Below are 26314 nucleotides of genomic sequence, written 5' to 3'. Positions count from 1 at the left end.
GTCTCACGGGCGGGTGCGGCGTGGTCAGCGGGCCAGCAGCGTACGCACCCCTTGGGAGGTGAGGGTGAGGGAGTGGGCGGAGCTGCCGTCGATGGCGAGGGAGAGATTCTCGTCGGGCCACTGCGCGGCGAGCGCGCCGAGCGGGATCAGGCGGTAGCGCGAGACGAAGGGCAGCAGCTCGGCCATCTCACCCTCCGTCGTGAACACCGGGACGACCTGGTCGCCTCCTGGCTGTTCCAGGATGGGCAGGGCCACCGTCGTGGCGTCGGCGCCCTCGCCGTCGAGCGCGTCGTCCGGAACCGGAACGAGTACGTCACTGTGCGCGAGGGTGTCCAGGGCGGCCTGGTCCTCGGCGTTCTCGACCAGTGCGTCCAGTGCCTGCTGGGCAGGTGTCGGCAGGTCGTCGTGTGCGGGTGTCTCCATGGCAGATCCCCAGGTAGCGGCGGTGGTACGGCCCGCCCGGGCGGGCTGGTGCCCGGGCGGGCTCCCGGCTCGCGTACCCGGTGGGGTCCGGCGCATGCGTGCGGATCGGCAGGAGGTCCGGTGACGGGCGGCTGCCCGTGGGGGCTCCGTCGTCCGGCGGGCGGCCGTCCCACAGGACGTAGGAGCCCTTGCCGGTACGGGGGGTGATCGGGCCCCGCCCGGTCAGTTCGGCGAGGGCCGCGCGGATCGTCGTACGGCTGACGGCGAACCGCTGGGCGAGGGCGTGCTGCCCGGGCAGCCGCTCTCCTGCCGGGCGGCTGCCGGCGCGGATCTCCCGGCCGGGGATCCGGCTGATCCGCCGGTGATCGGGCGGCGCGAGGCCGGTCAGGGCCCCGGTTCCGCGAGCAGGTCGGCGATGGTGGTGACCCGGACCAGCGGCCGGTACAGCTCCATGATCTGCAGGGCCTTGAGGTGGGAGTCGTCGTCGACGCCGGCGCAGGCGTCCGCCACGACGAGCACTTCCGCGCCGGCGTCCGCGGCGGCCAGGGCGGTGGACAGCACGCAGCAGTCGGTGCTGACGCCGGCCAGCACCAGGCGGCCGTCCGGGCCGAGGCGGGAGGCGAGTTCCGGGGTCCACTTGCCGAAGGTGGTGGCGTCCACGACGTGGTCCGCGAGGTCCGAGAACCCGTCGGTCAGCTCCCAGAGTCGGCGTCCGCGGGCCGGTGGGCGAAGGGCCACTGGTCGTAGTAGGCGCGCCAGGCGCCGGCCGGTTGCTCGGGGGCCAGGAAGCGGGTGAAGGTCGCCCGGCCGGCGTAGGCCGGCAGCAGGCTGTGCACACCCGCCGCCGCATCGGCGTACCGGGGCGTGGCCCAGGGGCTCGCCGGGTCGGCGAAGACGCGCTGCATGTCGATGACGGCGAGATGTCCGGCGCTCATGCACTCACCACCTCATGGCCGGTGGGGTCCCGGGTCTCCTGGGCGCGAACCCGGCCCCGGCCCAGCAGCAGCGTGCCGAGGAAGGCGAGCGCCAGGGCGGCCAGGACGCCCAGGTTGGCGTACGCCCAGGCGCCCGTCCTGCCGCCGAGGCCGAACGGTTCGAGCAGATAGCCCTGCCAGCTCAGCCAGCCCGCGGCGGTGTTGGTGACCAGGCCCCACCCGACGGCGGTGGCTGCGAGGGTGAGGAACAGCGGGAGGAGGGGGACGTCCCCGTAGCGGCCGTGCGGGCGGTACAGGTCGGCCTCGTCGTAGTCCCGGCGGCGCAGGGCCAGGTCGGCGAGGATGACGCCGGCCCAGGCGGCGATGGGCACGCCGAGGGTGGTGAGGAAGCCCATGAACTGACCGAGGAAGTCGTCGGCGAAGAACACGATGTAGACCGCCCCGGCGATCATCAGCACGCCGTCGAGGAGCGCGGCCAGGTAGCGGGGCACCCGCAGGCCGGCCGAGAGCAGGGCCAGGCCGGAGGAGTAGATGTCGAGGACGGCACCGCCGACCAGGCCGAGGACGGCGACCACGGCGAACGGCACCAGGAACCAGGTCGGCAGGATCGTGGTCAGCGCGCCGATCGGGTCGGCCGCGATGGCCTTGCTGAGCTCCTCGGAGGAACCGGCCAGCAGCAGGCCGAAGACCAGCAGGACCAGCGGGGCGAGGGAGGCGCCGAAGGCAGTCCACCCGATCACTCCCCGGCCGGCGGAACCGCGGGGCAGGTAGCGGGAGTAGTCGGCGGCGGCGTTGACCCAGCCGAGGCCGAAACCGGTCATCATGAACACCAGCGCACCGATGCACTCCTGCGCCGAGCCCGCGGGGACGGCGCCGACCGTGCTCCAGTGGACGCGGTCAGCGACGAGGGCGATGTAGACGATGGTGAGAACGCCGGTGATCAGGGTGATCCAGGTCTGCAGCCGCATGATCACATCGAAACCCATGACCCCGCCCGCCACGGTCAGCGCGGCGACCACCAGGAGGCCGAGCACCTCGGTGCTGGTGCCGCCGCCCCAGCCGAGGCGGCCGAAGACCGTCGCGGTGGCCATCGTGGCGAGCGCCGTGAGGACGGTCTCCCAGCCGACGGTGAGCATCCAGGAGACGACGGACGGCAGCCGGTTGCCGCGCACGCCGTACGCGGCCCGGCTGAGCACCATGGTCGGCGCCGAGCCGCGCTTTCCGGCGACCGCGATGAAGCCGCACAGCAGGAACGAGACGACGATACCGAGCACGCCGGCGCCGAGGGCCTGCCAGAAGGAGATGCCGAAACCGAACGCGAAGGCCCCGTAACCGAGGCCGAGGACCGAGACGTTGGCCCCGAACCAGGGCCAGAACAGGGTGCGCGGGGTGCCCCGCCGCTCGGCGTCCTCGATCACGTCGAGGCCGTGGGTCTCCACTTGGAGGGACCGGCCGGTGGGTGCGCCGCCGAGAGGCTCCCGCGGGTCCGTCATCGCGCGGCCACCTGTCCTGCCTGTCCAGACATGTCCACAAGCTAGGTCGGCCCCCGAGGGGCGTCAAGGCCGGAATGGTCATGGGAGCAGCGCCGCGTGCGGGGCGCCCTGACCGGGGCTGTCGCGGCAGTTCACCCGTCAGCGGTCGAACTCCTCGTGGATCGGGGTCTTCGGCTCTTCCCACAGATGCTGGGCCGGGCCGGGCCTGCCGCCGCGCCGTGTCTGTCGCCCCTGCCGTACGGCGCGGTGACCGAGGTCCGCGTGCGGCGTCACCGGGACCGACCTGGCCACCTCCGCGCGGTCGGCGTACTCCTCGGCGGGCATGCCGCGCAGGGTCTCGACGACGTCGTCCGAGGCTCCCGCCTCCCGCGCGGCCGAGACCAGCCGGTCCCGGCCGGCCGGGTAGGTCACGTCCTTCAACGCTTCCAGCACCTCCGGGACGCTGGTGTGTGCCCTGCCCATGGCGCCTCCCCGTGCGCGGGTCCCGTGCCTGCCGCAGCACCCCCGGGGGGCTGTGCGGCTGTCTGTTCCCGAAGTCTCCGGGTACCCGTACGCCCCGGGACGCACCACCCCTCGGGTCCCCGATTCCGCTTCGATCGCCGGGCGCCCGACCCGTCCGGCGCAGCCGCGCGGTGACCGGACGCCCCGTGGTCCGGCCAACGCCGTGTGGCGTGGTGCCCGCCGACCCGCGAGCCGGCGAGAGGTGACATCCGTCACAGCCGAGACGCCTACTAGGCGGGACACATAGTAGTTACCCCATCCTCGACATATGGGATTTGTCCGGCTTGGTACAGGCGTGGGCTGCTGTTCGGATGCCGACGGGCCGGCCGTTCGGCAGTACGCCGTATATGTCGCCGGACATGCGTTCCTGACGCTGCGACGGTGTTGCGCAAACGTCGCGGTCGCGAAGTCGGCATTTCTCCGTCCGCCTGACAAGGGCCGGGCGGGCCTACGAAGCGCGGTAGTAGGACCCGCTCTTTGCGCTCCTCGTGAGGCCGTCCCAAGAATGAGAGCTCCGCGATCACCGAACGAGGTTGACGTATGGGCCAGCACCGCAAAACGAAGCACTACCGGCGAATAGTCATCACCGTCGCCGCCATCGGCGCCGTGGGCGTACCGTCCGTGGCCCTGGCCTGCTCCGAGTGGCCGTACGGCACGCAGGAGCAGTCGCAGGCCGCCGTGCCGAGCGCGCCCGGGGCACAGTGGCAGCCCGCCGCGAGGCATTACCCCAGCAACGGCTACGCACCCGCCGTACCGCAGCCCGCCATGCCGCAGCCCGCCATGCCGCGGACCGCCGCGCCGAAGGCCGCCGCGCCACAGACGGCCGCGCCGCGGACCGCCGCGGCGGCCGCTCCGCGGGTCACGGCTCGTCCGAGCGCCAAGAAGCCGGTCACGGCCCCCCGGCCCGCGTGGACCAGCGCTCCGCAGGCCACCGCCGCCCCGACCGCCTCCAGTTCCGCGCCCGCGGCGTCCGCCGCGCCGAGCACCCCGAAGCCGACCGCGACGGAGTCCGGGGTCACCGGCGAGATCCTGCGGCTCGTCAACGCCGAGCGGCAGACGGCCGGTTGCCGGCCCCTGACCCTGAACTCGACGCTCACCAAGGCCGCGCAGGCCCACAGCGCGGACATGGCGGCTCACCAGAACATGTCGCACACCGGATCCGACGGGTCGTCCCCCGGCGACCGCATCACACGCGCCGGCTACACCTGGAGCAGCTACGGCGAGAACGTCGCCTACGGCTACTCCACGGCGCAGCAGGTCATGGACGGCTGGATGTCCAGCCCGGGCCACCGGGCCAACATCCTCAACTGCGGGTTCAAGGAGATCGGCGTCGGTCTCGCGCAGCCCGGCAGCTACTGGACCCAGGACTTCGGCACGGCCCGGTGACCATCCCCGGCCGGCGGGTCGGCCCGTCGGCCGGGTCCGGGGGCTCGGGGGTGACGGCCCGGCCCGGGCGGCGGTTCAGAGCTTGGCGCCGAAGTCCTGGGTCCACCAGGGGCCGCCCGAGCCGTTGTGGACGCCCACGCCGATGTTCTTGAACGAGCAGTTGAGGATGTTGGCGCGGTGGCCGGGGCTGTTCATCCAGGAGTCCATCACGGCCTGCGGGGTCTGCTGGCCCCGGGCGATGTTCTCGCCGTAGGTGGACCAGCGGTAGCCGGCCGCGGTGATGCGTTCGCCGGGGCCGTTGCCGTCCGGGTCCGTGTGGTCGAAGAAGCCGCGGGCGGCCATGTCGTCGGAGAGACCCTGAGCGGCGTTGTCCAGTTGCGTGTCCTCGGTGACCGGACCGCATCCGGCCGCCGCCCGCTCCTTGTTCACCAGCGCGACCACCTGTGCCACCGTGCCGGTGGGCGCCGGCTGTGCCTGCGCGGTGCGGGAGACCCGCGGAGCGACGCGCACGGTCTGCTCCGGCTCGGGAGTGCGGCTCTTCTTGACGGGGCGGGGGCTCTTGGCGGGGCTCGGCTTCTTCGAGTGCGACGGAGACGGTGACGCGGAAGCGGACGCCGTGGGTGACGACGTCGCGACGGCGCTGGGCTCCGAGAGTTCCGCGACGGGAGCGCCGGCGGCCGGTGCCGCCGTCGCCTGCCTGGTCTCCGGCCCGGAGTCGGGGCCGAAGTACCACAGCCCGCCGCCCGCCACGCAGGCCGCCACCACGGCGCCTCCGACGGCCCGGCGCCGGTTTCGCCGCTGTCGCCGCGCCTCGCCCCGGGCGGTCGTACGACGACGAGAGGCGCGCAGTCCGACCTGCCCCGTCCTGGTGCCCGAGCCGTCGCCGTCCGCGTCCGGACCGCCGATGCCTCGGTCGGGCCCGCCGGCACCCTGGTCCGGCACGGCGGAGTCGTGCTGCCATCCGGCCGAGCCTCCGTCAGGTCCGGCCGAGCCCGCGTCCGGTCCGACGGCGCCCCGGTCCGTGGCCAGGTGGGCGGTTGCGGTGTCCGGGAGGAGCGGGGCGGCCGAGCCGGTCGTGGTCATGCCGGTCACGGCGGACCGCGTGGTCGCGAGCAGTGCCGAGGACACCGCGACCAGGGCCAGACCGGCCAGCAGACCCTCCGCCGGCAGCAGACCGCTCCACAGACCGCCGCAGCGCACGCAGTCGCGGGCGTGCCGGGCTATCCGCTTGCGCCAGAGGGCGGAGGGCAGCCCGTCCCACGAGGCCAGCAGACCGGGCAGTTCCGCGCAGGCCGGCCGCGCGTCCAGCGCCCGTACCACCACGCGGGCCGTCTCCAGCCGCGCCTTCATCCGCTGCACCCGTACCGCGGTGTGCTGCGGCGACACCCCCAGGGCCGCGGCGACCTCGGTGCGGGTCAGCTCACCGGCGCACTCCAGCCACCACAGCGACAGCACCTCCCGGTCGTCCGGTTCCAGCCAGCGTGTGGCGCGCGCGGTCTCCTGGCGCTGGCCGGACAGCTGGAGCCGGACGATGGTCAGGTCCACGAAGTCGGCGCCCGGGTCGGCGACATCGGCGGCCTCGTCGACGGCATCCGGGGCGAGCTGCCGGTCCTGCCAGTGGGCCCGCACCCGGTTCATCGCGATGGCCACGAGCCAGGAGCGGAAACTCTCCGGGGTGCGCAGGTCGCCGAGCGATCCGAGGGCCCGGAGCATCGTGTCCTGAACTACGTCGTCTACGTCGACCGAACCGTTCAGGGCCCGGCCCACGATGTTGTACACCAGCGGCAGGTAGGCGCTGACCAGGGCGTCCTGGGCCGCCGGGTCTCCCGCTCGGGCGGCGTTCACCAGTGCCGCCGGATCCACCGTGTGCTGTGTACTCATCAGAGCTTCCCTGTCGTCGACGCCGAACGATGCTGTCCGTTACCTGGGAGACCGCTCGGTGCGGTGCCGATAACAGTTCCTCGGAAAATCGTTCGAGAGGGAAGCTCAGCGGAGCGGCGCGACGACCGCAAGGAGAGAGATCACACCGGGCGGGCCCGGCACCGCTCACCCGCCATCGGCGCCCATCCGGTGGGCCGGGCGCTGGAGCGTCAACTTCGGCCTCATGCGGACCGGTTGGCGGGCGCGGTGATCCCGGACTGCGGCCACATCGCCCCACTGGACCGCCCGGAGACACTGCCGGCTCTGCTGGAGCCGTTCCTGGCCCGAACCGGCGCACCTGACCCGGAACTCCACGCGAACCGACGTACGCGATCCGGGGCCCGGCGCGAACCGACGTACGCGATCCGGAGGCCGACGTGCTCAGGCGGGCTTCGACGAGGACACCGGCGTCACCGTGACCTTGTCGTCGCATTGGGCGAACACGCCGCCGTCAGTGAGCGCCACTTGGTGTCTGCCCGCACCGGGCAGACCGACCACCAGCGTCGGAAACACGGAGGGTGTCGCGCCGGACTTGCAGTACCCGTCGGCCTCGCCCTGCACCTGCACGAAGGTCAGCTTCACCCATGCCTTGCCACCCGGCGCGAGACGCACGGGGGTCGCGGTACCGGTACGGGTGCCTCGGGCTCCGGCGGCGTGGCGTGCGCCGGGCCGGTGCGGTCCGCGGCGAGGATGGCGCTCGGCAGGAGCGGACCGGGAGACGGGTGGGCGGGTATGACGGTGAACCGTGTCGGCCTGGTCGTGCACGGCGGACGCGCCGAGGCGGTGGCCACCGCGCGAATCGTGCGCGCATGGTGTGCCGAGCACGCGGTGGGCTGCGCGGACATCGACGTGTGGCAGGAGGGCGCGCGGCACAGCGCCCGCGAGGAGGTCGACAGCGCGGGCGACCCGGACCTCATCGTCACCCTGGGCGGCGACGGCACCTTCCTGCGCGGTTCCCGGCTGGCGGCCGAGAACGACGCCCTGGTGCTCGGGGTCGACCTCGGCCGGGTCGGCTTCCTCACGGAGGTCCCCGCCACGGCGGTGCGCGAGGCGCTGGACGCCGTACGGGAGGAACGGATCAGCGTCGAGAGCCGGATGCTCCTCACCCTGCGGGCGTCGTGCCGGCTGGAGGTGCCCACGCACATGGAGGCGCTGCTGCGGTACGGCCGCGGGCCCATGCTGCCCCCGCCCCGGGTGCGTACGGACTGCGTGGCGGGCAGTGACTGGGGTGTCGCGCTGGACGTCACCGCCCTGAACGACGTGGTCGTGGAGAAGCTGGCCCGGGACCGGCAGGTGTCGGTCGCGGTGTACCTGGCGGGCCGGCTCCTCGCCTGCTACTCGGCCGACGCCCTGCTGGTGGCCACGCCCACGGGGTCCACGGCGTACAGCTTCGCCGCGGGCGGCCCGGTGGTCTCGCCCCGCGCGGAGGGGCTGGTGTTCACGCCGGTCGCGCCGCACATGGTGTTCAACCGCTCGGTGGTCGCCGCGCCGGACGAGCCGATCGCGCTGCGGGTGCTCCCAGGGTCGGGCCAGGCCGCGGTCAGCATCGACGGCCAGCTGCGCGGGGTGCTGAGCCCCGGTGACTGGATCGGGGTGTACGCCGCCGAGCGCCGGCTGAAGGCGGTCAGGCTCGGTCCGATGGACTTCTACGGTCGATTGCGGGAGCGCATGAACCTCACCGACGCTCCGGCCGCGCTCGCCGACGGGGACGCCGCTCCGCTGTGGCCGGTGACCACACCGCCGCCGGACGACCTGGCGCACCTGGCGCTCCCGCCGTTGCCGGGCGACGCGTCACCGGCCCCCTGAAAGCTCGCCACCGGCGCTCTGAAAAGCTCGTCACCGGCACCCGGAATGCTCGCCTCCGTCGGCCGGGGCTCGGCCTCGGCTTCGCCTCCGGCGCCCAACGGGGGGGGACCGAGGCGGCACTCCGGTCGTCCGCTGGAATGCCGGCGATAAGTGGGGGCGGGCCACTTGCGCGAACCGGCCATGACCCCGATGGCCGTTCGAACGCCGGGGCGCCGCAACGTGGGGTGTGCCCCCTGTGGTCGTATATTCCATGGTGCGCTCGAGCCGTCGGATCGGCGTGGTCCTCGGCCGCACCGGAGAACGGCCACCAGGGCCGTACCGTAGCGTGGGCATGCCCCACCGGAATAAGGAGATGTGGATGTCGACAGTCGAGCTGAACACCAACTTCGGTCGGATCGTGCTGGAACTCAACGACGCCGAGGCGCCCAAGACCGTCGAGAACTTCCTGTCGTACGTGCGCAGCGGCCACTACGACGGCACGATTTTCCACCGGGTAATTAGCGGCTTTATGATCCAGGGCGGCGGTTTCACCCCGGACATGGAACAGAAGCCCACTCAGGCGCCCATCCAGAATGAGGCCGACAACGGGCTGAAGAACAACAACTACACCGTGGCGATGGCGCGGACGGGTGACCCGCACTCCGCGACGGCCCAGTTCTTCATCAACGTTTCGGACAACGCCTTCCTCAACTTCTCGGGGAAGAACCCGAACGGCTGGGGCTACGCCGTGTTCGGCCGGGTCACCGAGGGCCAGGATGTCGTCGACTCCATCAAGGGCGTGAAGACGGGCAGCCGCCACGGCCACCAGGACGTCCCCACCGAGTCCGTCGTCATCGAGTCCGCCAAGGTCCTCGGCTGACGTACACCGCGGGGCGGCACCGGTGGACCGGTGCCGCCCGCGTCATACCGCCCGGCCCGCCGGATGTCCGGGGCCGGGCTCCCGGGGCCGGGCTCAGACCGCCGCCCCGCCGCCGGGCCCCAGCCGTCGTAGCGTGGCCTCGATACGGTCCACTACGGCCTGCCGCTGCCCCACCAGGTAGAAGTGGCCCCCCGGGTACACATGGAGCTCGAACGGGCCGTCGGTCTCCTGGGACCAGGTCCGGGCCTCGTCGGGGGTCACCCGGGGATCGGCGTCGCCCGTCATGACGACGAGGGGGCTGCGCAGCCGCGGCCCGGGGGTGCGCCGGTAGGTCTCCACCGCGCGGTAGTCGGCCCGTAGCGCGGGCAGGACCATCTGCCGCAGGTCCTCGTCCTGGAGCAGGGCGGAGTCGGTGCCCCCGAGCTTGGTGACCTCCTCGATCAGCCGCGCGTCGTCGCCCTGGTGCACGTTCTCGGTCCGCTCGATGGACAGGCCCCGGCGGCCGGAGAGGAAGAGCACAGCGGGGGGCCGCCCGGCGGCCTCCAGGAGCTGGGCCAGTTCGAAGCCGACCATGGCACCCATGCTGTGCCCGAACAGTGCCAGGGGCGTCTCCTCCCGCCGGTCCAGGGCGCGGAACACCCCTTGCGCGAGTTCCTGGACGGAGCCCGCCGGGGTTTCCTCGATGCGGTCCTGGCGGCCGGGGTACTGCACCGCGCGCACGTCCACCGCCGGGGACAGCGCCTTGGAGACGGGGAAGTAGAAGCTCGCCGAGCCGCCGGCGTGCGGCAGGCAGAGCAGCCGCGGTGCGCCCGGCTTCGACTCATGGAAACCGCGCAGCCACAACGAGTGCCCTGCGCCGGACTGATCGACCATCGTGTCCCCCTCGGTGAAACGTGCTGTCCTCGAAACGTGCTCGTACAGAAAGTAGTTGATGCCGGGGGCCCTCCGGCGACGAGTGGCCGACCGCTCGGACGGACCTCGCTGGACAGCACGCCCACCACGATCTAGACTTCCCGTCTAGATATGGATATTCCGTCGATGACGGCCGGGACGGCCACGGGAAGGGCGTCATGACTCACGCCGCGGACAGTGCGGACGAGCACCTCGTCCGAGAGGCCGAGAAGATCGCTGTCGCGCTGGGCCGGATGTTCCCCGGCCTGTGCGAGGTGGTGCTGCACGACCTGCGGAATCCGGACCACGCGATCCGCGCGATCGAGAACAACCTGTCGGGCCGTCAGGTCGGTGACTCGGCGACCGAGTTGGGTCTGGCCCGCATCGCCGACCCGGAGTACCCGAGCGTCATCCAGAACTATCCCAACCGGTTCCCCGACGGCCGCCCGGCGAAGAGCACGTCCATCGGCATCAAGAACGCCGCCGGCGAGTACGTCGCGGCGCTGTGCCTGAACCTCGACGTGTCCGTCCTGTCTCCGGTGACCCTCGCCCTGTCCAACCTCGTGGCGACGGACACCGAGCACCGTGACCAGCCACTGGAGACTCTGCGGGACCGCACCGCGCGCGAGCTGCGCGAAGCGGTCGAGGCCCGGGCCGCCGAGCGCGCGTCCACGCCCCGCTCACTGGGCCGCGAGGACAAGAAGGCGCTCGTACGACAACTGCAGCGCGACGGCTACTTCGACTCGCGCGACGCCGCGCAGACCATCGCGGACCTGCTCGGCGTGTCCCGGGCGACGGTCTACAACTACGCGAAGTGAAGGTCACTTGCCCATGAGCCCCGCCCCCTCCCCCGCCGCCCGGAGTCTGGCCGACCCCGACACTCCGTTCGCCGTCGTCGACATCCACAGGACACGGCGCAACATCGCGCGGCTGCGGGCGAGGGCGGACCGCCTCGGGGTGGCCCTGCGCCCCCATGTGAAGACGGCCAAGAGTCCCGACGCCGCCGCCCTCCTGCACGACGGCGCTCCCGGCCCCGTCACCGTCTCCACCCTCGCCGAGGCCGAGGCGTTCGCCGACGCGGGTCACTGCGACATCACCTACGCCGTCGGCATCGAACCGCGCAAACTCCCGCGTGTGGTCGCGCTGTCGCGCCGTGGCGTCACCGTGCGCGTCCTGCTGGACAGCACCGAACAGGCGACGTTCGTCGCGTCGGCCGCGCGTGAGGCAGGCATCGCCCTTCCCGCCCAGATCGAGATCGACTGCGACGGACACCGAGGTGGTCTCAAGCCCGACGCCCCCGGGCTCACCGGGATCGCCCGGATCCTGCACGACGCGGGCTGCCTGGACGGCGTGCTGACCCACGCCGGCGAGTCGTACTTCTGCCACACCGCCGAGGAGCGGCGCGAGGCTGCGCGGAACGAACGCGACGCCGCGGTCAGCGCGGCCGAGCGGCTCCGCGCGGCCGGCCTGCCCGTGGCCACGGTCAGCGTGGGCTCCACGCCCACCGCCCATGCCGCGGACGACCTCACCGGGGTCACCGAACTCCGCGCGGGCAACTATGTCTTCTTCGACCTGGTGATGGCCGGCCTCGGCGTCTGCGACCTGGCCGACCTCGCCCTGTCGGTCGTGGTCACCGTCATCGGCCACCGCCCCGAGTACGGGTGGATCGTCACCGACGGCGGCTGGATGGCCATGTCCCGCGACCGCGGCACCGCCGTGCAGGCGCAGGATGAGGGCTACGGCCTGGTCGCCGACCTTTCCGGCGCCCTGATCCCGAACCTGGTCATGACCGCCGCCAGCCAGGAACACGGCACCCTCACCACCCGCGACGGCGCCGTCCTGCCCGACCTGCCCATCGGCACCCGGCTGCGTGTCCTGCCCCACCACGCCTGTGCCACCGCCGCCCAGCACCACGGCTACCACGTCATCGACGGCGCCCGCGGCACGGCAGCCGCGCCTGCCGTCGAGGCGTACTGGCCCCGCGTCACCGGCTGGTGACCGCCTGCCCGCCACGCCTGCTACCGCCGGCACCCGACCCACCACCATGCGAAGGACAGCCCATGGCCGCCGAACCGCCCGTTTCGTTCACCGACGTCCGCGAGGCCGCCGCCCGCCTCAAGGGCATCGTCCACCGCACTCCCGTGCTCACCTCCCGCACCCTGAACTCCCTCGTGGGCGCCGAGGTGTTCATCAAGGCCGAGAACTTCCAGCGGATCGGGTCCTTCAAGTTCCGCGGCGCCTACAACGCCGCCGCCCAACTCCCCCCGGAGCAACTGGCCAAGGGCGTCGCCGCCTACTCCTCCGGCAACCACGCCCAGGCCACCGCGCTGGCCGCCCGCGAACTGGGCACCAGCGCCGTCATCCTGATGCCGGAGGACGCTCCCCGCTCCAAGCTGGCGGCGACCGCCGGTTACGGGGCGGAGATCGTCACCTACGACCGCTACACCCAGGACCGCACCGCGCTCGGCCACGCCCTGGCCGCGGACCGCGGCCTGACCCTGATCCCGCCCTACGACCATCCGCACGTCATCGTCGGCCAGGGCACCGCCGCCCTCGAACTCCTGGAGGAGACCGGCCCGCTGGACGCGTTGCTGGTGCCCGTGGGCGGGGGCGGGCTCATCGCCGGAAGCGCCACCGCGGCCACGGCACTGCACCCCGGTATCCGGGTCATCGGCGTCGAGCCCGAGGCGGGTGACGACACCAAGCGCTCCCTGGAGAGCGGCGTACGTGTCACCGTCCCGGTCCCCCGCACCATCGCCGACGGACAGGCCCTGGCCACCCCCGGCGAGCTCACCTTCCCCGTCAACCAGCGCCTGGTCGACTCCATCGCGCTCGTCAGCGACGCCGAGATCGTCACCGCGATGCGGTTCGCCTTCGAACGCCTGAAGATCGTCCTCGAACCCAGCGGCGCCACGCCCCTGGCCGCGCTCCTCGCCGGACGCGTCGACAACCCCCCGCGCCGGATCGGGATCATCGCGTCCGGCGGCAACATCGACACCCACCGTTTCACCACACTCATGACCAACTGACCTCGCGGACGCCCCGCTCAGCTGTCCCTAGGCATCGTGGGTGATGACTGCTTCGGGTCGGACCTGCCTGATGTGGTCGACGAGGCGCTCGACGGCTTCGTCGACCGGTGCGTCGCACCATCGGGGCCGGCCGGGGGCGGAGGCGGGGACACGGTGGTCCGCGTACCCGAGCAAGCGCGGGCTCGGAAACCCGGAGGGCCGTCAGGGAGCCGGCGCTCGGGGACCCCGAAAGCCGTCAGGGAGTCGGCGGGTTGACGGGCGCGCGGTCCGCCGGGCGCCCAGGTGACCGTGACGACGGCCGTACGGGTGCCCGCGGCGGCGTGCTGGGCGAGGACACCACCGGCGATGAGGCCTCGTCCGATGAGCGCCTCGTCGTCGGGATGTGCGGACACGGCGAGCAGGCCGGACACCACGGCTTCCTCCGAGGGTGCCTGACGGGCTCTCACCGGATCGCGGACGTACTCCGGTCCCGGATCCGACTCCAGGCTCACGTCTCCCCCCAGTCCCAGGTGTCGAAGTACCCGGCCGTACCCGTCCGGCGGGCCTCCGTCACGGCTGTCAGTCGCGCGAAGTCCTGGACCGGCATCAACGGCCGCCATGCCTCCAGGGGCAGCACGCGGATCTCGTCGTGCTCCTCCGGATCGAGGGTGATCCCCCGGATCTGCGCCTCGCTGAGGCGGCCCCCGTCGAAGATCACGCCCATGGTGCTGAACGGCCACTCGTCGCCGGGCAGCCCGTAGACCGCGGCCAGTAACCTGGGCGGCCCGGTGACCGTGATGCCGGTCTCCTCGTGGCACTCCCGCACAGCCGTCTGCCAGGGCCGCTCGCCGGGTTCCATCGTGCCGCCGGCCATCTGCCACGGGTGGGCGGGGCTGTACGGTGCGTGCAGCTGGACCGGCCGGTCCTGCTCGTCGGTGAAATGGATACAGGCGAAGCCGGTCGCCTTCATCAGTTGCTCGGCATACTGCTCGGGCGGCAGCCAGGTGCGGCTCACGGCGTCTCCTCTTTCTGCCGGCCCCGGTCCGGGAGCCGGGTCATGCGCATCGGAGCCGGGCCCGCAGGGCCGGCCGCCGCTTTGCCCCAATGCCCGCTCGACGACGTCCCGGACGGGCGGTGTCAGTCGCCGTGACGACGGATCGGCATCGGCGCCCGGGACGAGGTGGAGTCTGTCGGCGGCGGGATCGTAGGCGATCTCGTCCCCCGGTTGCTGGAAGTGCACCGCGAGCCGGGCTCCGGCCGCGTACGCGTCGAGCCCTGCCTTGCAGTAGGCCACCGTCCCGGCGGGGATGGCGTCGAGGCGGACCCAGTCCATCGCGTCGCACACCTCCGGCTCCGCGATCCGTGGGTCGCCCTGCCACCGCCGGACCTCGAAGAAGAAGCCGGTCCGGGAGTGTCCGCCGGGACCGCGGTGGTGCACGATGACGGCTGACCGGGCGTCGGAGGCGTCGATGACGACGCCGGTCTCCTCCCGGGCCTCGCGGAGCAGGGCGGTGACGACGTCCTCGTGCGGGCCGTCCAGGTGCCCGGACGGCAGGTGCCAGAGGCCGGCGGCGTAGACCGTGCCGGCCCGCCGTGACATCAGCACCTCGGGGCCGCCGGCGGTCTGTCTTCTCAGGATCAGGTGAACGTCCAGCGGCTCCCGGTGCCGCTCGCGGACGGTGCGGCGCGTGTGCGACTCGGCGGTGGTCAACTCCTTCACCAGCCCATCTCGGTGTAGAGCTGGCCGACGCGGATCCCGTCGATGGCGGCTCGGGCGTAGGGGACGATCGGTTCCGGCAGGTTCTCCGGCCGCCACCACTGCCAGGTGAGGCACTTGTCGGGCTCGCGCACCTCCGGGGTGCCCTGCCAGCGGCGTACGCGGAACACCAGCTGCATGCGCGGCCCCGAGCCCGGATCGTCGACGAGGTGCACGGCGTGCACGTACTCCGCGTCGGCCGGGTCGATGACCAGACCGGCCTCCTCCCGGGCTTCCCGGACGAGGCATCCGAGGGCCGGCTCCCGCTCGCAGTGCCCCGCGAGGAAGTGCCAGGTCCGGCCGGCGTAGGCGCTGTCGGGATGCCGCAGCCCGAGCAGGGCCCGCCCCGCCCCGTCCTCCAGGTACAGGTGCACGCCGATCACCTGAGGCAGGGTCCCACCGGCGGACGGCTTCGCCGGGAGGACGGGGAGGGGAGGCGACGGGTCGTCAGGCGCCGCCCGGCGGGGCGTCTCGCCGGTCACCCGGCCTCCTCCGGGCGGGTTTCGCTGCCGCCGCGGGGGGCGGGCAGCGGGTGTCTCGGTGGCGGAGCGAGGCCGAACTGGGCCGCCTGGGCCATGTACATCTCCCGGTACAGGCCGGCCGGCCCGGACATGAGCTGATCGTGGGTGCCTTCCTCGGCGAGGTGTCCCTCGTGGAGCACGTAGATGCGGTCCGCCCGCGCGGTCGCGGCGAGCCGGTGGGTGACCAGTACCACCGCGTGACCGGCGGCGGCCAGCGACCACAGGCTTTCGAAGGCCGCGATCTCCGCGTGCGGGTCGAGGGCGGAGGTGGGCTCGTCGACCAGGCAGAAGGGGGCGGCGCGGTACCGGCTGCGGGCGGTGACCAGCTTCTGCCACTGCCCGCCGGAGAGCTGGACGCCACGCTCGTACCCTTTGAAGACGATCGAGTCCCAGCCGTGCGGCAAGCCCTCGACCAGGTCGTGCACGTCGGCTTCCCGCGCGGCCTCTCGCACCCGGTCCATGTCCCGGGGACGGTCTCCGGCGCCGATGGCCACGTTCGTGGCGGCGGTCATCTCCCAGCGCGGGAAGTCCTGCGCGATCAGTCCGACCGACGCGAAGACCTGCGCACGGTCAGCCGTCCGGAGCTCGACGCGCTCGCCGGGCGGCCCTTCCCACCACACATTCCCGCTGGTGGGCAGCAGAAGTCCGGCAAGGACCTTCGTCAGTGTGGTCTTGCCCGAGCCGTTGGCGCCCACCAGGGCGATCACCTCGCCCCTGCGGACGGTCAGGCTCACTCCCTTCAGCGAGGGTCCCGCGGCGCCCGGGTAGGTGTAGGAGACGTCCTCCACGCGCACCGCGTGCACCGGAGCGGGCAGGGGTGCGCCGGTGGGCGGGATGGCGTGCTCGGCGGCCAGTTCGGTGGCGTTCTTGGTGTCGGTGAGGAACAGCATCTCCTCGTAGAGCCGGTTGACCTGTTGCACCAGGGAGGTCAGCCGGGCGGTGGAGTTGCGGATGGCGATCACCGCGGTGCCGCCGACGGCCAGCGCCAGTCCACCGCTGGTCAGCAGCCACCACAGCACTCCGTAGCAGGCGAGTGACGCCATGCCGGAGAAGCCGCCGGCGACGAGGTCGGTGTGGGCCTGCGCCCGCGCCAGACGGCGCTGCTCCGCCTCCGTCTGGCGGGCCATCTCGTCGTATCCGACGAGCAGTTTCTCGCCGGCCGCGTGGACGCGGATCTCTCCGGCGGCGTGCGGACGGGTCAGGCACGCCAGCATCGAGGCGATCGCCCGCCGGTGGTCCACCCAGTGCAGCCGCGAGGTGTAGTCGCGGCGAGCCGAACGCACCGCGCCCCACCCCTTGGGCAGGGCGATCGCCAGCAGCATCGGCAGCAGCGCCCAGTGCAGCGAGGCCAGCACCGCGGCGGCGGCGACCATGCCGATCAGGACGTTGCCCACGCCCACCGACAGCCGGAGCATGCTGCGCGCCGAGTCGGTGCCGAACTTGCCCGCTTCCAGGACGCGTTGGACCTCGGGCCGCTCGGTCGCCTCGACCTCGACCCGGGTGACGGCTTCGTAGTAACGGGCGGACACGGCGCGCTCCACCTGGGGTTCCAGCCGTCCGGACATCGCCGTCGAGTACGCCGTGAGCAACGCCGACCCCACCGACACCACCGCCAGCAGTGCCAGCGAGGGCAGCGCCTCGCGCAGCTTGTCCGCGGTCGGTCCCGTGGCGAACAGCCGCGTGAGGACGTTGTTGACCGCGACCAGTCCCCCGGCGGCCAGCACGCCGAGCCCGACTTGCGCCGTGACGACCCCGGCCAGTCCCCGCCGGTCGGTCTCCCAGCCGATGCGGAGCACCATCCCGGCCATCCGCGGCAGGGCCGTGGCCATCTGCCCGAAGCCCGTCCGGGTCAGGGCGCCTTCGTGGCGCACGTACGACTGGTCCCAGCGCAGTCGGCCGCCGAACAGTTCCCGCTCGGCGTCCGAGACCCCGCTCGCCACCGGGTCACGCTTCTTCCCCAGCTTCCTTCCGGCCCAGGTCACCGTGGTCCCCCTCGACGGTCGTCCGGTGGTGTCGTCAGGTTCAACGACCCGGCCGCGATATCGAACACACGTATTTCGGACGGAGCCCGATCCGCCGTACAGAGCGGGTCCGGGAACATGCGGGATGCACGGACCCTTGTCCGGCAACGGACACGCGCGGGACGCGAGTGGCCGAAACGCCGCTGCCCTCACCGGCGGCACCGACCGGACGGTCCGACCGCGCCCTCCTGCGCCCGGTGAAGCGGATCTGTCCACCGGGCCTCGATCAGTCGCGGTCCCCGGGCGTGACGGGGATGCGGGACCGTTGCGGAGGCCCCACGCGTGCCTTACGGTAACGCGCGTCAACCCCGAACCTCTCCTGGGGAGTTGATACGACGTGCTGTCCCTCCGGAACACTCTCGCCTTCGCCGCGACCGTCGGCGCCCTCGTCCTGACACAGTCCCCGGCGCGTGCGGCCGTCCCGCCGCAGCACGCGGTCATCGTCTGTCAGACCGCCAGCTTCTACGCCAACTACAACAGCTCCACCGGCCCCACGGGGCTGCTCCGCACCCTCGGCTACGGCGACAAGGTGGGCCACACCCCCGGCGCCCACCCCGTCTACAACGGCTGGGCCGCCACCTTCGACTACGGCCCCAACGACTGGGGTTACGTCCGCTACGAGTGCATCGGCGGCTACGACTCCTGGTGAGAGCCCGGCAGCCCGCGCTTCGTGAGCCTCCGCCCCGCCCCTCTCCCTCGCCTCCCTCGCTTCCCTCCCGACCACGCCAGCGAAAGGACGTCCATGAGGACTCCCATGTCGGCACTCGGTCCGCGTCGCGCGGCCACCGTCATCGCGGCGGTGGGTGCCGCCGTCCTGCTCGCCACCGTCCCGGCAGCGGCCGCGAACGGCACCATCGGTGTCCGCGAGACGGTCTGCGCCGACGACCTCTACGTCCGTACCGCCCCGCTCGGCGCCTGGACGGGCACCCTCTACAAGGGCCAGACGTTCCTGGTGGAGAGCAAACAGGGCAGCTGGGCCTACGGCTTCGCTTTCGGTGACATCAACCGCCGCGGCTGGGTCCAGGACGGCTGGTTCTGCTGACACCACCGGGTCGCGCCTGACAGCGCGGGACCACTCCTGACACAGCGGGCCGCGCCTGACACCGCGGGCCGCGCAGCTTCCCACTCCGATCTGGAGGGTTCCGTGGACCGCAAGATGCGACGGCTCGTTCACCGCGCGCTGGTCACCGCCGTGCTCGCCGTCGCCGCCGCGCTCGGCACGGTGTCACCCGGCGCGAGTGCCGCGGACCGGGCGGCCGGTGCCGGACCGGCCACCGCTCCCCCGCACAGCCCGCGTGTGCCACTGCGCGTGGCCACCTACAACATCCACGCCGGCGCCGGCGAGGACAACGTCTTCGACCTCGACCGGACGGCGGCGACGATCCGGGCCCTCCGCGCCGACGTGATCGGCCTCCAGGAGGTCGACGTGCACTGGGGGGCTCGCAGCGCCTTCACCGACGAGGCCCGGGAACTGGCCGCACGACTGCACATGCGGTTCTTCTTCGCGCCGATCTACGACCTCCCCGGGGACACGGCGGACGGGCCGCGGCGGCAGTACGGCGTAGCGGTACTGAGTCGCTTTCCGCTGCGCGACGCGCAGAACCACGAGATCACCCGGCTGTCCACGCAGACACCCGACCCGGTGCCGGCCCCGGCGCCGGGCTTCGCCGAGGTGTCGGTCAGGGTCCGGGGCACCCGTGTGCACGTGTACTCGACCCACCTGGACTACCGCACGGATCCCTCCGTCCGGCGTGCCCAGGTCGACGACATGCTGGCCGTGCTGGCGGAGGACCCCGGTCCGAAGGTCCTCCTGGGCGACTTCAACGCCGAACCGAACGCGCCCGAACTGACGAAGCTGTGGGGCCCCTTGCGTGATGCCGCCCCGAGCGGCGGCAACACCTACCCGGCGATCGACCCGGTCAAGCGCATCGACCTCGTGACCGTCTCACCGGACGTCGCCGTGACCGGCACGCGCACGGGGGAGACGGCGGCCTCCGATCACCGCCCGGTGGTCGCGGACCTCCTGCTGCGTCACCACGGCCACTGAGCCGGAGGCCGAAGACCCCGGCCGAAAGTTCAGGCCTCCTGATGCCGCAGCGGGCGTCGGCCCCCGTCGTCCTCGGTCTCACGGACGCGTACTCGTTCTGCCACCCGCGCGGCCCGTCGACACCGTGCCGCCCGGACCGGCGTCCGAACGGCGTGTCATGCCACACCGGGGCACCGGCGCTCGCATCACTGTGCGCCGGGGTCACGGAGGCCGACTGCGTCATGCCGCCAGAACGGCTCCGCATAGACCAGCGTCCCCGTCATCCATGGCTCATGCTTCGGGAGCCTGATGGCCTGGAAGGCGCCGTCCGGGATACGCAGGGATGGCTTTCGGAAGCCCAGGCCATCACCGGGCGCGAAGCCGAAACGCGAGTAATAGCCTGGATCGCCCTCCAGGAAGACGAGGGGAACACCTCGCTGCGCGAGGATCCCCAGTCCGTGTCGGACCAGGGCTGAGCCGAGACCGCGCTTATGGAGCTCAGGCATCACGGCCAACGGGCTGAGGACGTGCACATCGACCAGCCGCCGGGGGGCATCGAGCAGACTGCGGGTGAACATGGCGTGGCCGACGACCCGCCCGTCGTGCTCGGCGACCAGCGAGAGACCGTCCTCGGGCGTGATGGTGTCCCGCAGGGTATCGACCAGGTCGGCCACGACGAGGCCATGGTCACCGAACGCCTGCAGGTGAACGTTCCGCACGGCCCGTCTGTCGCTCGGAAGTTCTTCGCGAAGATCCATGCCCGGAGGGTAGAGGCCCCTCCGGGTGGCTCGCACACGGTTTTGGAGCCGGCTCGTCCGGGTGCCGGCGCGGCAGCGCCGCGAACGCGCCGCGCAGGCAATCGGCCGCCTCACCCCCGAAGGGCTCCCCGTTGTCCGGAAGGAGTCAGCGCGCGGCCGGAACCGCTCGCCCGGCGGTCGTCACCGGCTTGGGGTTCAGCAGGCGCTCGGCCAGTTCACCGAAGGCCAGACCGAAACCCATCCACAGGACGGCTTGGATGGCCAGCGCGGACAGGCGGAACCGCCACAGCAACGTGGCCGGGAAGTCGTTCGGCACCTCGTTGATGACCGGCAGGAACTCATAGGCCAGACCGATCACTACGGCGAACGCGGCCACCGCGACCACGGTCGCCCACCAGGTGCCCAGGCTGGGCGTCAGACGCTTGCCCAGGATGGTGGCGGCGACCGCGAGGAGGACGCTGAGCAGCATCATCAGGAAGTACAGGGTGGTCCGCTTGCCGATGGTGTCGGGCTCGCCCACCGACGGCGGGTTGGCCGGGTACTTCAGGAACGGCACGACGTAGACGGCGAGCAGCGCGGAGCCCGACAGCAACAGCGCCGTGGCGCGCGGGCCGAAGCGGCCGACGCGGCCCAGCGCGAAGCAGAAGGCGAGCGCGGCGATGCCGCCGAAGGCGACCCCGTAGACCAGGACGCCGGTGGCGAGGCCGGCGGTGGACTGCAGGGAGCGCGAGACGACCTCCATCTCGTGCTCGTGGGAGTGGGCGTCCTCGAAGCTGATCGCCTTGTCCACGCTCGGCTCACCGAGGAGGTAGGCCGCGATCAGGGCGAGCACGCCGGCCGCGAGGCCGGCGAGCATGCCCCGTACAAGGAGGTTCCGTACGGTTGCGGAGTTCATGGTGGTGCGGTTCCCCTCGCGTCAGTGGCAGGGGAAACCGAGCAGGTGGCGGGCGTCGTGCACCCACTCGTGGACGTCCGTGCCGTTGAACACGGAGGTGGCGCCCTGCTCGGCGCCGACGAAGTAGAGCAGGATCAGCATGAGTACGCCGAAGAAGACCGCCCAGGGAGCTATCGCCTTCAGCGGCAGCTTGGCGGGAACGGCGGGGGTGGCTGTCGGCTGGGCGACGGTCTGCGCCATGGCAGGCCCTCCTCTGGGAGTTCGCGTCCCATCTCGGTGGTGCACATGACGACGGCCACGGGTCTGACTCACGAGGCGTCTGGAGAACGCCTCGCACACAGTGGCGCGACCGTGCCGGGTTTCCACCGGCTTCCGTCTCGCCGTCGTCGATATCGGACAGACCGTACCGCGTGACCGGCGCACGGCCAAGACCGCGCCCGCCGGGGTGATCTTCCTCTCGCGCCGCCGGGCGGCCCTGAGGTGTGTGGGTGAGCGGTACGGCACTCCGGGACGTCCCGCCCCGAAGGCGCCCGTGGCCTCCACCTGGTCGGCGGTCGCGAACACCGTGCGGAGCGGGTGCCGTTCGAAGCGGGCGCCTTGCGCGAGCATCGCCTCGACGAGCCGTCCGAGCGCATCCTTCGGCGTGAGATCCGGGCGCGCTGAGGACGGTTGACGGTCACTGGTCGCCGTTGGGGCGGCCGGGCCCGGGTCCGGCCGGGGTTCTCGCCGGGGCGGTTCTCAGGGTTCCGCACGGCGCCGCGGCGGTGTGAAGGCGTACAGGTCGAGGATGTCGGGTCGGGGAGCCACGCCGGGACCGCCGGCTCGCACCCAGGTGACGATGTCCTCGGTCGCCTCCGCATCGTTGACGAGTCCGAGCCAGACCGGCCGCGCGCCGGCGGCCCGGCCCACGGCGGAGGGCTGTACGACGATGACGTTGGCCTGATCGCACACGTCGAGGCACTCGGAGACGCGCACCGGCACCTCCGCTTCCAGCCGCGCGGTCTGCGCGGCGTGATCGACCCCGGTCACCTTGGGGCTGCCGCAACAGCAGTCCCGGCACACGACGACCCGGCACGGCACCGGACCGCCGCCCGGCACGCCCAGGGGCGGTCCCTCTTCCACCGGTTGCCCGACCATGCCGCGCCACTCCCCTCCCGGGGAGATCCGCCCCGGTGTTCCTTCGAGGAGGCGACCGCGTGAGTCTCCTGGCTCCCGGGTCGCCGCTCGTCCCGCCTTCCCACCCCGATGGGGCGGTGGCCTGCCGGAACTCGCTCACCGGTCACAGTGGCGGGACCGCGCCGGATTCACACCGGCTTCCTCGGACCGCCGTCGCCTTATGTCGCCGCTCATCATTCCATCAGCGGCGCCGCGCCGTCACCCGGCCGCTGCGCGGACGGGCGCCGGCGAGCGGTGCGGGACGCGCCTCACCCCGTCAGCGGAAGAAGACGACCGACCGGAGCTTCAGACGCTCGCTGCCGTAGCCGGTGCGCGGGCGCAGCGTGAACGAGTCACCCGTGCAGTCCGGCTCGGTGAACACGATCGCGTACTCGTCGGTCCGGTTGCGCGGGGAGTGGGCCGGAGAACTGGAGCCGGGATCCGCGACCTCGGGGAGGGTGACGCACTCCCCGCTGTCCGGGTCCTCCAGAACCGCGATCCGGGGGGAGCCGTCCAGACCGGTGTACGTGTACTGGAACTCTCCCGACGCGGCGAAGGCGGAGGCGGGAACGGCGAGGGTCAGGGCGAGGGCGCCGAAGGCGGCGACCGCGGCAGTGCGAAGGCGCATGACTGTGGAGTCCCTTCACGAGCAGTGACGACGTGCGGAGTCACGAGCAGTGACGACGTGCGGCGTCAACCAGCAGTGGTGACGTGCGGAGTCACGAGGAGTGACGATGTGCGGGGTCACCCTTCCCGGGATCGCGTCGTCCCTCTCGGTCACCAGGCGGCAAATCGATCCACCGTCACCCGAACGAGTCAGCCGGGCGCGGATCCGCCCACCCGGAAGCCTCGCCGCACGCGCCCGCGGCGTGTGCCGTCGGCCCGTCGTCAGCTCCGGGGCCGGACCGTGTCCGGGTTCCGCGAACCCACCGCCGGGCCACCCGCGCGGGCGACCAGCCAAGGCGCCGACGGCAGGCGCCCGTTCATGTGGTCAGTCCCGCGTCGGACGCAGCACGAGGCAGACGAAGCCGAACGTGTCCCGGTAGCCGCGCAGCCATTCGTCCCGATGGACCGTGGCCGTCTCGAGCGCCTGGGAGCCGTCCGGATCGGCGCGATGGTCCAGGGCCCACGAGGCCAGCGACCCCGTCCAGGCCCACTCGTAGTCGTCCAGCTCCCGCCGCGTGCTGATGTGCCCGTGGACGGGTGTCCATCCGTCCGCGACGACCCGGTCCAGCGTGGTCGGCAGGTCGGCGAGGTCACCGAGCATCTCGACCGTCTCGGCGGAGGGCTCCCGTTCCCAGAATCCGTCACCGACCAGGACGCGCCCGCCGGGAGCCAGGTGCTCGCGCACCGCGTCGAGGGTGGGCAGGAGGCCGCCGAAGGCGTGCGTGGAACCCACGCAGAGCACCAGGTCGAAGGCGTGGGGGGCGGTGAAGCCGGCGGCGTCCTCCCGGTGGAGGACCAGACGGTCCTCCACACCGAGCCGGCGCGCCTCCCGCAGGGCGCGCGCCAATGAGCCCTCGGAGATGTCGACGCCCTCGGCACGCAGCCGCGGATACGTGGTCAGGGCCCGCAGGAGCCACTCTCCCCCGCCGCAGCCGAGGTCCAGCACGCGCTCGTCCCCGCGCGGGAGACCGCGCTCCAGCAGCCTCCGCACCGACTCGTCGTCGAGCGGAGCCGCGATCGGGTGATCCGCGTGAGCGTGCCGGGAGATCTCTTCTCGGTCCATCGGTGGAGCCTCACACGGCCGGCGGCGCACGCGCACCTGATTTCCGGCGGTCCGGCGCTCACTCGAACGGGTCAGCCGGCACGGCTCGTCCGGGCAGGGCCCTCCGCACCCGGCCGGCGGTGAGGCGTGCGGGGCCCGCCCCTCACCCGAAGTGACTAATACCGGCACGCGCATCCCTTGTCTCCACTGGCCCGTCCCCCATTCGGAGTTGCGGCCGTCCGGGCGACATGAGTCCGTGGGAGTCGTGTCCCGCCGGATCTCACTTCAGGAGGAGACATGGGCACCAACCACCAGGGCCAGTCGGCCGAAAAGCTGAACGTCGTCTTCGCGGTCCGCGTCGTCGAGGGCGGCGAACAGGGATTCCTGGATCTGTACGAACAGCTCCGGAAGTCCGTGGCCGGCACCCCCGGCCACATCATCGAGAGGCTCGGCGAACCCGCCGACGACTCCCGGCAGTGGGTGATCACCAGCGAATGGGAGTCGGCCGAAGCCTTCTTCGCCTGGCAGCAGAGCGAGGAGCACCAGGAGCTGGTCGCACCGCTGCGCCAGTGGGTCGACCAGAGGCAGTCGCTGCGGTTCCGGGTGATCAAGGAGACGAAGGGGGTGGCGTCATGACGCGCGGCGTCGACGGCCCCGTCGCCGTACTCGGCCTGGGCGCGATGGGCGCCGGGCTGGCCGGCCGCCTCCTCGACCAGGGCATACCGGTCCGCGTCTGGAACCGTACCGCGGACCGGACGGCGCCACTCGCCGAGGCGGGCGCCCACGTCGCCACCCACCCCGCCGACGCCGTCACGGGTACGAGCGCCGTCATCTGCGTCGTGTCCGACGGCGAAGCCCTCGGCACCGTGCTGCGCGGCCCCGACGGCGTGCTGGCCGAGGGCCCCTACCCGGGCGTCGTGCTCTGCGCCAGCACCGTCGCCCCCGAGGAGGTCGTCCAGATCGCCGGGGACATCCCGCAGATCCTGGACATGGGCATGCTGGGCAACCGCGACCACGCCCGCGACGGAGAGCTGCGGCTGTTCGTCGGCGGCGAGCAGGAGGCGGTCAAGGCCGCCCTGCCGCTGCTCCGGACGCTGGGCAAGGAAGTGGTCCATCTGGGCGCACTCGGCTCCGGCATGCGGATGAAACTGCTCCTCAACCTGCTGATGGGCATCGAGGTGCAGGCGCTGGCCGAGGCGACCGAGCTGGCGAGCGCCTGCGGCCTCGACCGGCAGCAGGTCCTCAAGACCATCGCGGGCAGCGGTTTCGCCTCACCGGTCATGGCGTTCAAGTCCCGGCGCCTGGCCTCCGCGCGCTTCGACGAGCCGGACTTCCGGCTGCGGCTGATGGCGAAAGACCTCATGCTCGCTACCAAGCAGGCAGCAGCAGTCGGCCTGAGCCTGCCGCTGGCGACCGCCGCGGCGGAGACCCACGTCCGCGCCACCGAGCAAGGACTGGGCGACCAGGACTGTGCCGCGGTCACCCGCGCACTCGCACCGAAACCGGGAACCGATACGTGATCATCGACATCCACGGGCACCTGTCCCCACCGGAAGCGGCCAAGCGCTTCCCCATGCCCCCGAGCCTGACCGACGTGGACGGCATGCTCGCCGCCCGCGCCGAGGCCGGCATCGACCTCACCATCATCGGCAGCCCCGTGGGGGCCGGCGCGATGGCGAGGGTGCCGGGCGTCGACAACTACGCCCAGCCCCGTGACCGGTTGCGCGGCTTCCACTCCTGGATGTCGGGCCTGATCCGCAAGTTCCCGGACCAGTTGCGCGGGTACGTCTACGCCAACCCCTTCGGGGACGACGACCACCTCGAAGGAGTGCGGGAAACCCTGGCGGACCCCGCCTTCGTCGGTCTGATCACCACGTCCAGCGTCCACGGGGAACTGCTCGGCTCACCACGTGCCGACTCCTTCTTCGCGCTGGCCGCGGAGGCGGAGGTGCCGGTCCTGGTGCACGCCCCGGCCGAACCGGTCGGCACGGAACGGGTGGACGGGATCGGCTTCGTCGAGCAGATCGGCCGCTTCGGCGACGTCACGATGGGCATGGCCATGATCGCTTTCGCGGGATGGCTGGACAAGTACCCGGGTCTGCGACTGATCGGCGCGACCGGCGGCGGCGCGATGGCGCTGCTGCCGGAGCGCCTGCAGACCGCGGCGCGGGGCCCCCCCCCCGGCGGGGGGGGGGCCCCCCCCGGGGGGCCCCCCCGCCCCCCCCCCCCCCCCCCCCCCCCCGAGCGCCCCC

27 protein-coding genes, 1 pseudogene and 2 riboswitches are annotated in these 26314 nt (G+C 72.4%); of the genes and pseudogenes, 11 read left to right on the top strand and 17 right to left on the bottom strand.

The features are described 5' to 3' along the window. Positions 1-24: 24 nt before the first annotated feature. The 5 genes and pseudogenes from ACIGYR_RS36525 to ACIGYR_RS36505 form a co-directional block, all read right to left on the bottom strand. On the bottom strand, positions 25-423 hold the full coding sequence (locus ACIGYR_RS36525; protein ID WP_391844120.1) for an SseB family protein: 399 nt from the start codon (positions 421-423) through the stop codon (positions 25-27). Next, on the bottom strand, positions 314-754 hold the full coding sequence (locus ACIGYR_RS36520) for a GntR family transcriptional regulator (RefSeq protein WP_400014428.1): 441 nt from the start codon (positions 752-754) through the stop codon (positions 314-316). Before ACIGYR_RS36520 ends, ACIGYR_RS36525 begins: the two co-directional genes overlap by 110 nt. 53 nt (positions 755-807) lie before the next feature. Further along, positions 808-1358, bottom strand: a pseudogene (locus tag ACIGYR_RS36515) (cysteine hydrolase family protein). After that, positions 1355-2851, bottom strand: coding sequence for a purine-cytosine permease family protein (locus ACIGYR_RS36510; RefSeq protein ID WP_399606906.1), 1497 nt, complete (start codon positions 2849-2851; stop codon positions 1355-1357). The pseudogene ACIGYR_RS36515 and the gene ACIGYR_RS36510 overlap by 4 nt, the downstream one beginning before the upstream one ends. Positions 2852-2989: 138 nt before the next feature. Beyond that, entirely contained in the window at positions 2990-3313 is a 324-nt protein-coding gene (locus tag ACIGYR_RS36505; RefSeq protein WP_399606909.1) for a DUF2795 domain-containing protein, read from the bottom strand. Positions 3314-3892: 579 nt separating this feature from the next. Between ACIGYR_RS36505 and ACIGYR_RS36500 the strand changes: the two genes are divergently transcribed. Then, positions 3893-4738, top strand: a complete 846-nt coding sequence (locus ACIGYR_RS36500) for a CAP domain-containing protein (protein WP_399606912.1) — start codon at positions 3893-3895, stop codon at positions 4736-4738. 75 nt (positions 4739-4813) lie between these two features. Here ACIGYR_RS36500 and ACIGYR_RS36495 read toward each other — a convergent pair whose 3' ends face one another. Together ACIGYR_RS36495 and ACIGYR_RS36490 are read right to left on the bottom strand one after the other, a co-directional pair. Next, on the bottom strand, positions 4814-6619 hold the full coding sequence (locus ACIGYR_RS36495) for a sigma-70 family RNA polymerase sigma factor (protein ID WP_399606915.1): 1806 nt from the start codon (positions 6617-6619) through the stop codon (positions 4814-4816). A 420-nt stretch (positions 6620-7039) separates the two neighbouring features. Then, a complete protein-coding gene (locus ACIGYR_RS36490; protein WP_400014425.1) occupies positions 7040-7423 on the bottom strand; it encodes a DUF4232 domain-containing protein in 384 nt (127 codons plus the stop codon). Here ACIGYR_RS36490 and ACIGYR_RS36485 point away from each other — a divergent pair. Both ACIGYR_RS36485 and ACIGYR_RS36480 read left to right on the top strand, forming a co-directional pair. Then, positions 7391-8464, top strand: a complete 1074-nt coding sequence (locus ACIGYR_RS36485) for an NAD(+)/NADH kinase (protein ID WP_399606921.1) — start codon at positions 7391-7393, stop codon at positions 8462-8464. The genes ACIGYR_RS36490 and ACIGYR_RS36485 overlap by 33 nt on opposite strands. 358 nt (positions 8465-8822) lie before the next feature. Beyond that, positions 8823-9323: a peptidylprolyl isomerase gene (locus ACIGYR_RS36480; RefSeq protein WP_391843957.1), complete on the top strand. Its 501-nt coding sequence runs from the start codon at positions 8823-8825 to the stop codon at positions 9321-9323. A 93-nt stretch (positions 9324-9416) separates the two neighbouring features. Here the strand turns inward: ACIGYR_RS36480 and ACIGYR_RS36475 are convergent, their stop codons facing one another. After that, complete coding sequence (locus ACIGYR_RS36475; protein WP_391843955.1) at positions 9417-10196, bottom strand: thioesterase II family protein; 780 nt, start codon at positions 10194-10196, stop codon at positions 9417-9419. 197 nt (positions 10197-10393) lie between these two features. Between ACIGYR_RS36475 and ACIGYR_RS36470 the strand changes: the two genes are divergently transcribed. From ACIGYR_RS36470 to ACIGYR_RS36460, 3 genes are all read left to right on the top strand, one after another. Beyond that, entirely contained in the window at positions 10394-11032 is a 639-nt protein-coding gene (locus ACIGYR_RS36470) for a transcriptional regulator (RefSeq protein ID WP_399606925.1), read from the top strand. Between the two features lie 13 nt (positions 11033-11045). Continuing rightward, the gene (locus ACIGYR_RS36465) at positions 11046-12212 is read left to right on the top strand and encodes an alanine racemase (RefSeq protein WP_399606928.1); all 1167 of its coding nucleotides are present in this window, start codon (positions 11046-11048) and stop codon (positions 12210-12212) included. A gap of 62 nt (positions 12213-12274) precedes the next feature. Further along, positions 12275-13243 carry a threo-3-hydroxy-L-aspartate ammonia-lyase gene (locus ACIGYR_RS36460; protein WP_399606931.1) on the top strand — a complete coding sequence of 323 codons (969 nt, stop codon included), beginning with the start codon at positions 12275-12277 and terminating at the stop codon, positions 13241-13243. A 487-nt stretch (positions 13244-13730) separates the two neighbouring features. Here ACIGYR_RS36460 and ACIGYR_RS36455 read toward each other — a convergent pair whose 3' ends face one another. The 3 genes from ACIGYR_RS36455 to ACIGYR_RS36445 all read right to left on the bottom strand — a co-directional run bounded on the left by ACIGYR_RS36455 (position 13731) and on the right by ACIGYR_RS36445 (position 17481). After that, positions 13731-14942 (bottom strand): NUDIX domain-containing protein, encoded by a 1212-nt coding sequence (locus tag ACIGYR_RS36455; RefSeq protein ID WP_399606934.1) that lies wholly within the window; start codon positions 14940-14942, stop codon positions 13731-13733. Continuing rightward, positions 14939-15361 carry an NUDIX domain-containing protein gene (locus tag ACIGYR_RS36450; protein ID WP_399606936.1) on the bottom strand — a complete coding sequence of 141 codons (423 nt, stop codon included), beginning with the start codon at positions 15359-15361 and terminating at the stop codon, positions 14939-14941. Before ACIGYR_RS36450 ends, ACIGYR_RS36455 begins: the two co-directional genes overlap by 4 nt. Before the next feature lie 95 nt (positions 15362-15456). Further along, positions 15457-17481 (bottom strand): ABC transporter ATP-binding protein, encoded by a 2025-nt coding sequence (locus ACIGYR_RS36445; protein WP_399606938.1) that lies wholly within the window; start codon positions 17479-17481, stop codon positions 15457-15459. A 376-nt stretch (positions 17482-17857) separates the two neighbouring features. On the opposite strand from ACIGYR_RS36445, the gene ACIGYR_RS36440 reads away from it, so the two are divergent. The 3 genes from ACIGYR_RS36440 (at position 17858) to ACIGYR_RS36430 (ending at position 19567) form a co-directional block, all read left to right on the top strand. Next, positions 17858-18169, top strand: coding sequence for a hypothetical protein (locus tag ACIGYR_RS36440; protein WP_399606941.1), 312 nt, complete (start codon positions 17858-17860; stop codon positions 18167-18169). Positions 18170-18262: 93 nt separating this feature from the next. After that, positions 18263-18562 carry a hypothetical protein gene (locus ACIGYR_RS36435; RefSeq protein ID WP_399606944.1) on the top strand — a complete coding sequence of 100 codons (300 nt, stop codon included), beginning with the start codon at positions 18263-18265 and terminating at the stop codon, positions 18560-18562. Between the two features lie 102 nt (positions 18563-18664). Beyond that, positions 18665-19567, top strand: a complete 903-nt coding sequence (locus ACIGYR_RS36430) for an endonuclease/exonuclease/phosphatase family protein (protein WP_399606946.1) — start codon at positions 18665-18667, stop codon at positions 19565-19567. A gap of 185 nt (positions 19568-19752) precedes the next feature. Here the strand turns inward: ACIGYR_RS36430 and ACIGYR_RS36425 are convergent, their stop codons facing one another. The 6 genes from ACIGYR_RS36425 to ACIGYR_RS36400 form a co-directional block, all read right to left on the bottom strand. Further along, positions 19753-20304, bottom strand: a complete 552-nt coding sequence (locus ACIGYR_RS36425) for a GNAT family N-acetyltransferase (protein ID WP_399606949.1) — start codon at positions 20302-20304, stop codon at positions 19753-19755. Between the two features lie 145 nt (positions 20305-20449). Then, positions 20450-21199 (bottom strand): CbtA family protein, encoded by a 750-nt coding sequence (locus ACIGYR_RS36420; protein WP_399606951.1) that lies wholly within the window; start codon positions 21197-21199, stop codon positions 20450-20452. 21 nt (positions 21200-21220) lie between these two features. Further along, on the bottom strand, positions 21221-21439 hold the full coding sequence (locus tag ACIGYR_RS36415; protein WP_345050175.1) for a CbtB-domain containing protein: 219 nt from the start codon (positions 21437-21439) through the stop codon (positions 21221-21223). A gap of 36 nt (positions 21440-21475) precedes the next feature. Continuing rightward, positions 21476-21619, bottom strand: a riboswitch (cobalamin riboswitch). Positions 21620-21937: 318 nt separating this feature from the next. Next, entirely contained in the window at positions 21938-22336 is a 399-nt protein-coding gene (locus tag ACIGYR_RS36410; protein ID WP_399606954.1) for a (2Fe-2S) ferredoxin domain-containing protein, read from the bottom strand. A 61-nt stretch (positions 22337-22397) separates the two neighbouring features. Then, a riboswitch (cobalamin riboswitch) is annotated at positions 22398-22519 on the bottom strand. Between the two features lie 112 nt (positions 22520-22631). Next, positions 22632-22982 (bottom strand): hypothetical protein, encoded by a 351-nt coding sequence (locus tag ACIGYR_RS36405; protein WP_399606956.1) that lies wholly within the window; start codon positions 22980-22982, stop codon positions 22632-22634. A 363-nt stretch (positions 22983-23345) separates the two neighbouring features. Continuing rightward, positions 23346-24083: an SAM-dependent methyltransferase gene (locus tag ACIGYR_RS36400; RefSeq protein WP_399606959.1), complete on the bottom strand. Its 738-nt coding sequence runs from the start codon at positions 24081-24083 to the stop codon at positions 23346-23348. 276 nt (positions 24084-24359) lie between these two features. Here ACIGYR_RS36400 and ACIGYR_RS36395 point away from each other — a divergent pair, with 276 nt between their 5' ends. Both ACIGYR_RS36395 and ACIGYR_RS36390 read left to right on the top strand, forming a co-directional pair. Then, positions 24360-24698, top strand: a complete 339-nt coding sequence (locus ACIGYR_RS36395; RefSeq protein WP_391843928.1) for an antibiotic biosynthesis monooxygenase family protein — start codon at positions 24360-24362, stop codon at positions 24696-24698. Further along, positions 24695-25582: an NAD(P)-dependent oxidoreductase gene (locus ACIGYR_RS36390; RefSeq protein WP_399606963.1), complete on the top strand. Its 888-nt coding sequence runs from the start codon at positions 24695-24697 to the stop codon at positions 25580-25582. Before ACIGYR_RS36395 ends, ACIGYR_RS36390 begins: the two co-directional genes overlap by 4 nt. Positions 25583-26314 lie beyond the last annotated feature (732 nt).

Origin of the sequence: Streptomyces sp. NPDC053076, from assembly GCF_044546845.1 — a bacterium.
In the GTDB taxonomy this organism is placed as follows: Bacteria; Actinomycetota; Actinomycetes; order Streptomycetales; family Streptomycetaceae; genus Streptomyces.
This window is presented reverse-complemented; position numbering and strand designations above follow the sequence as displayed.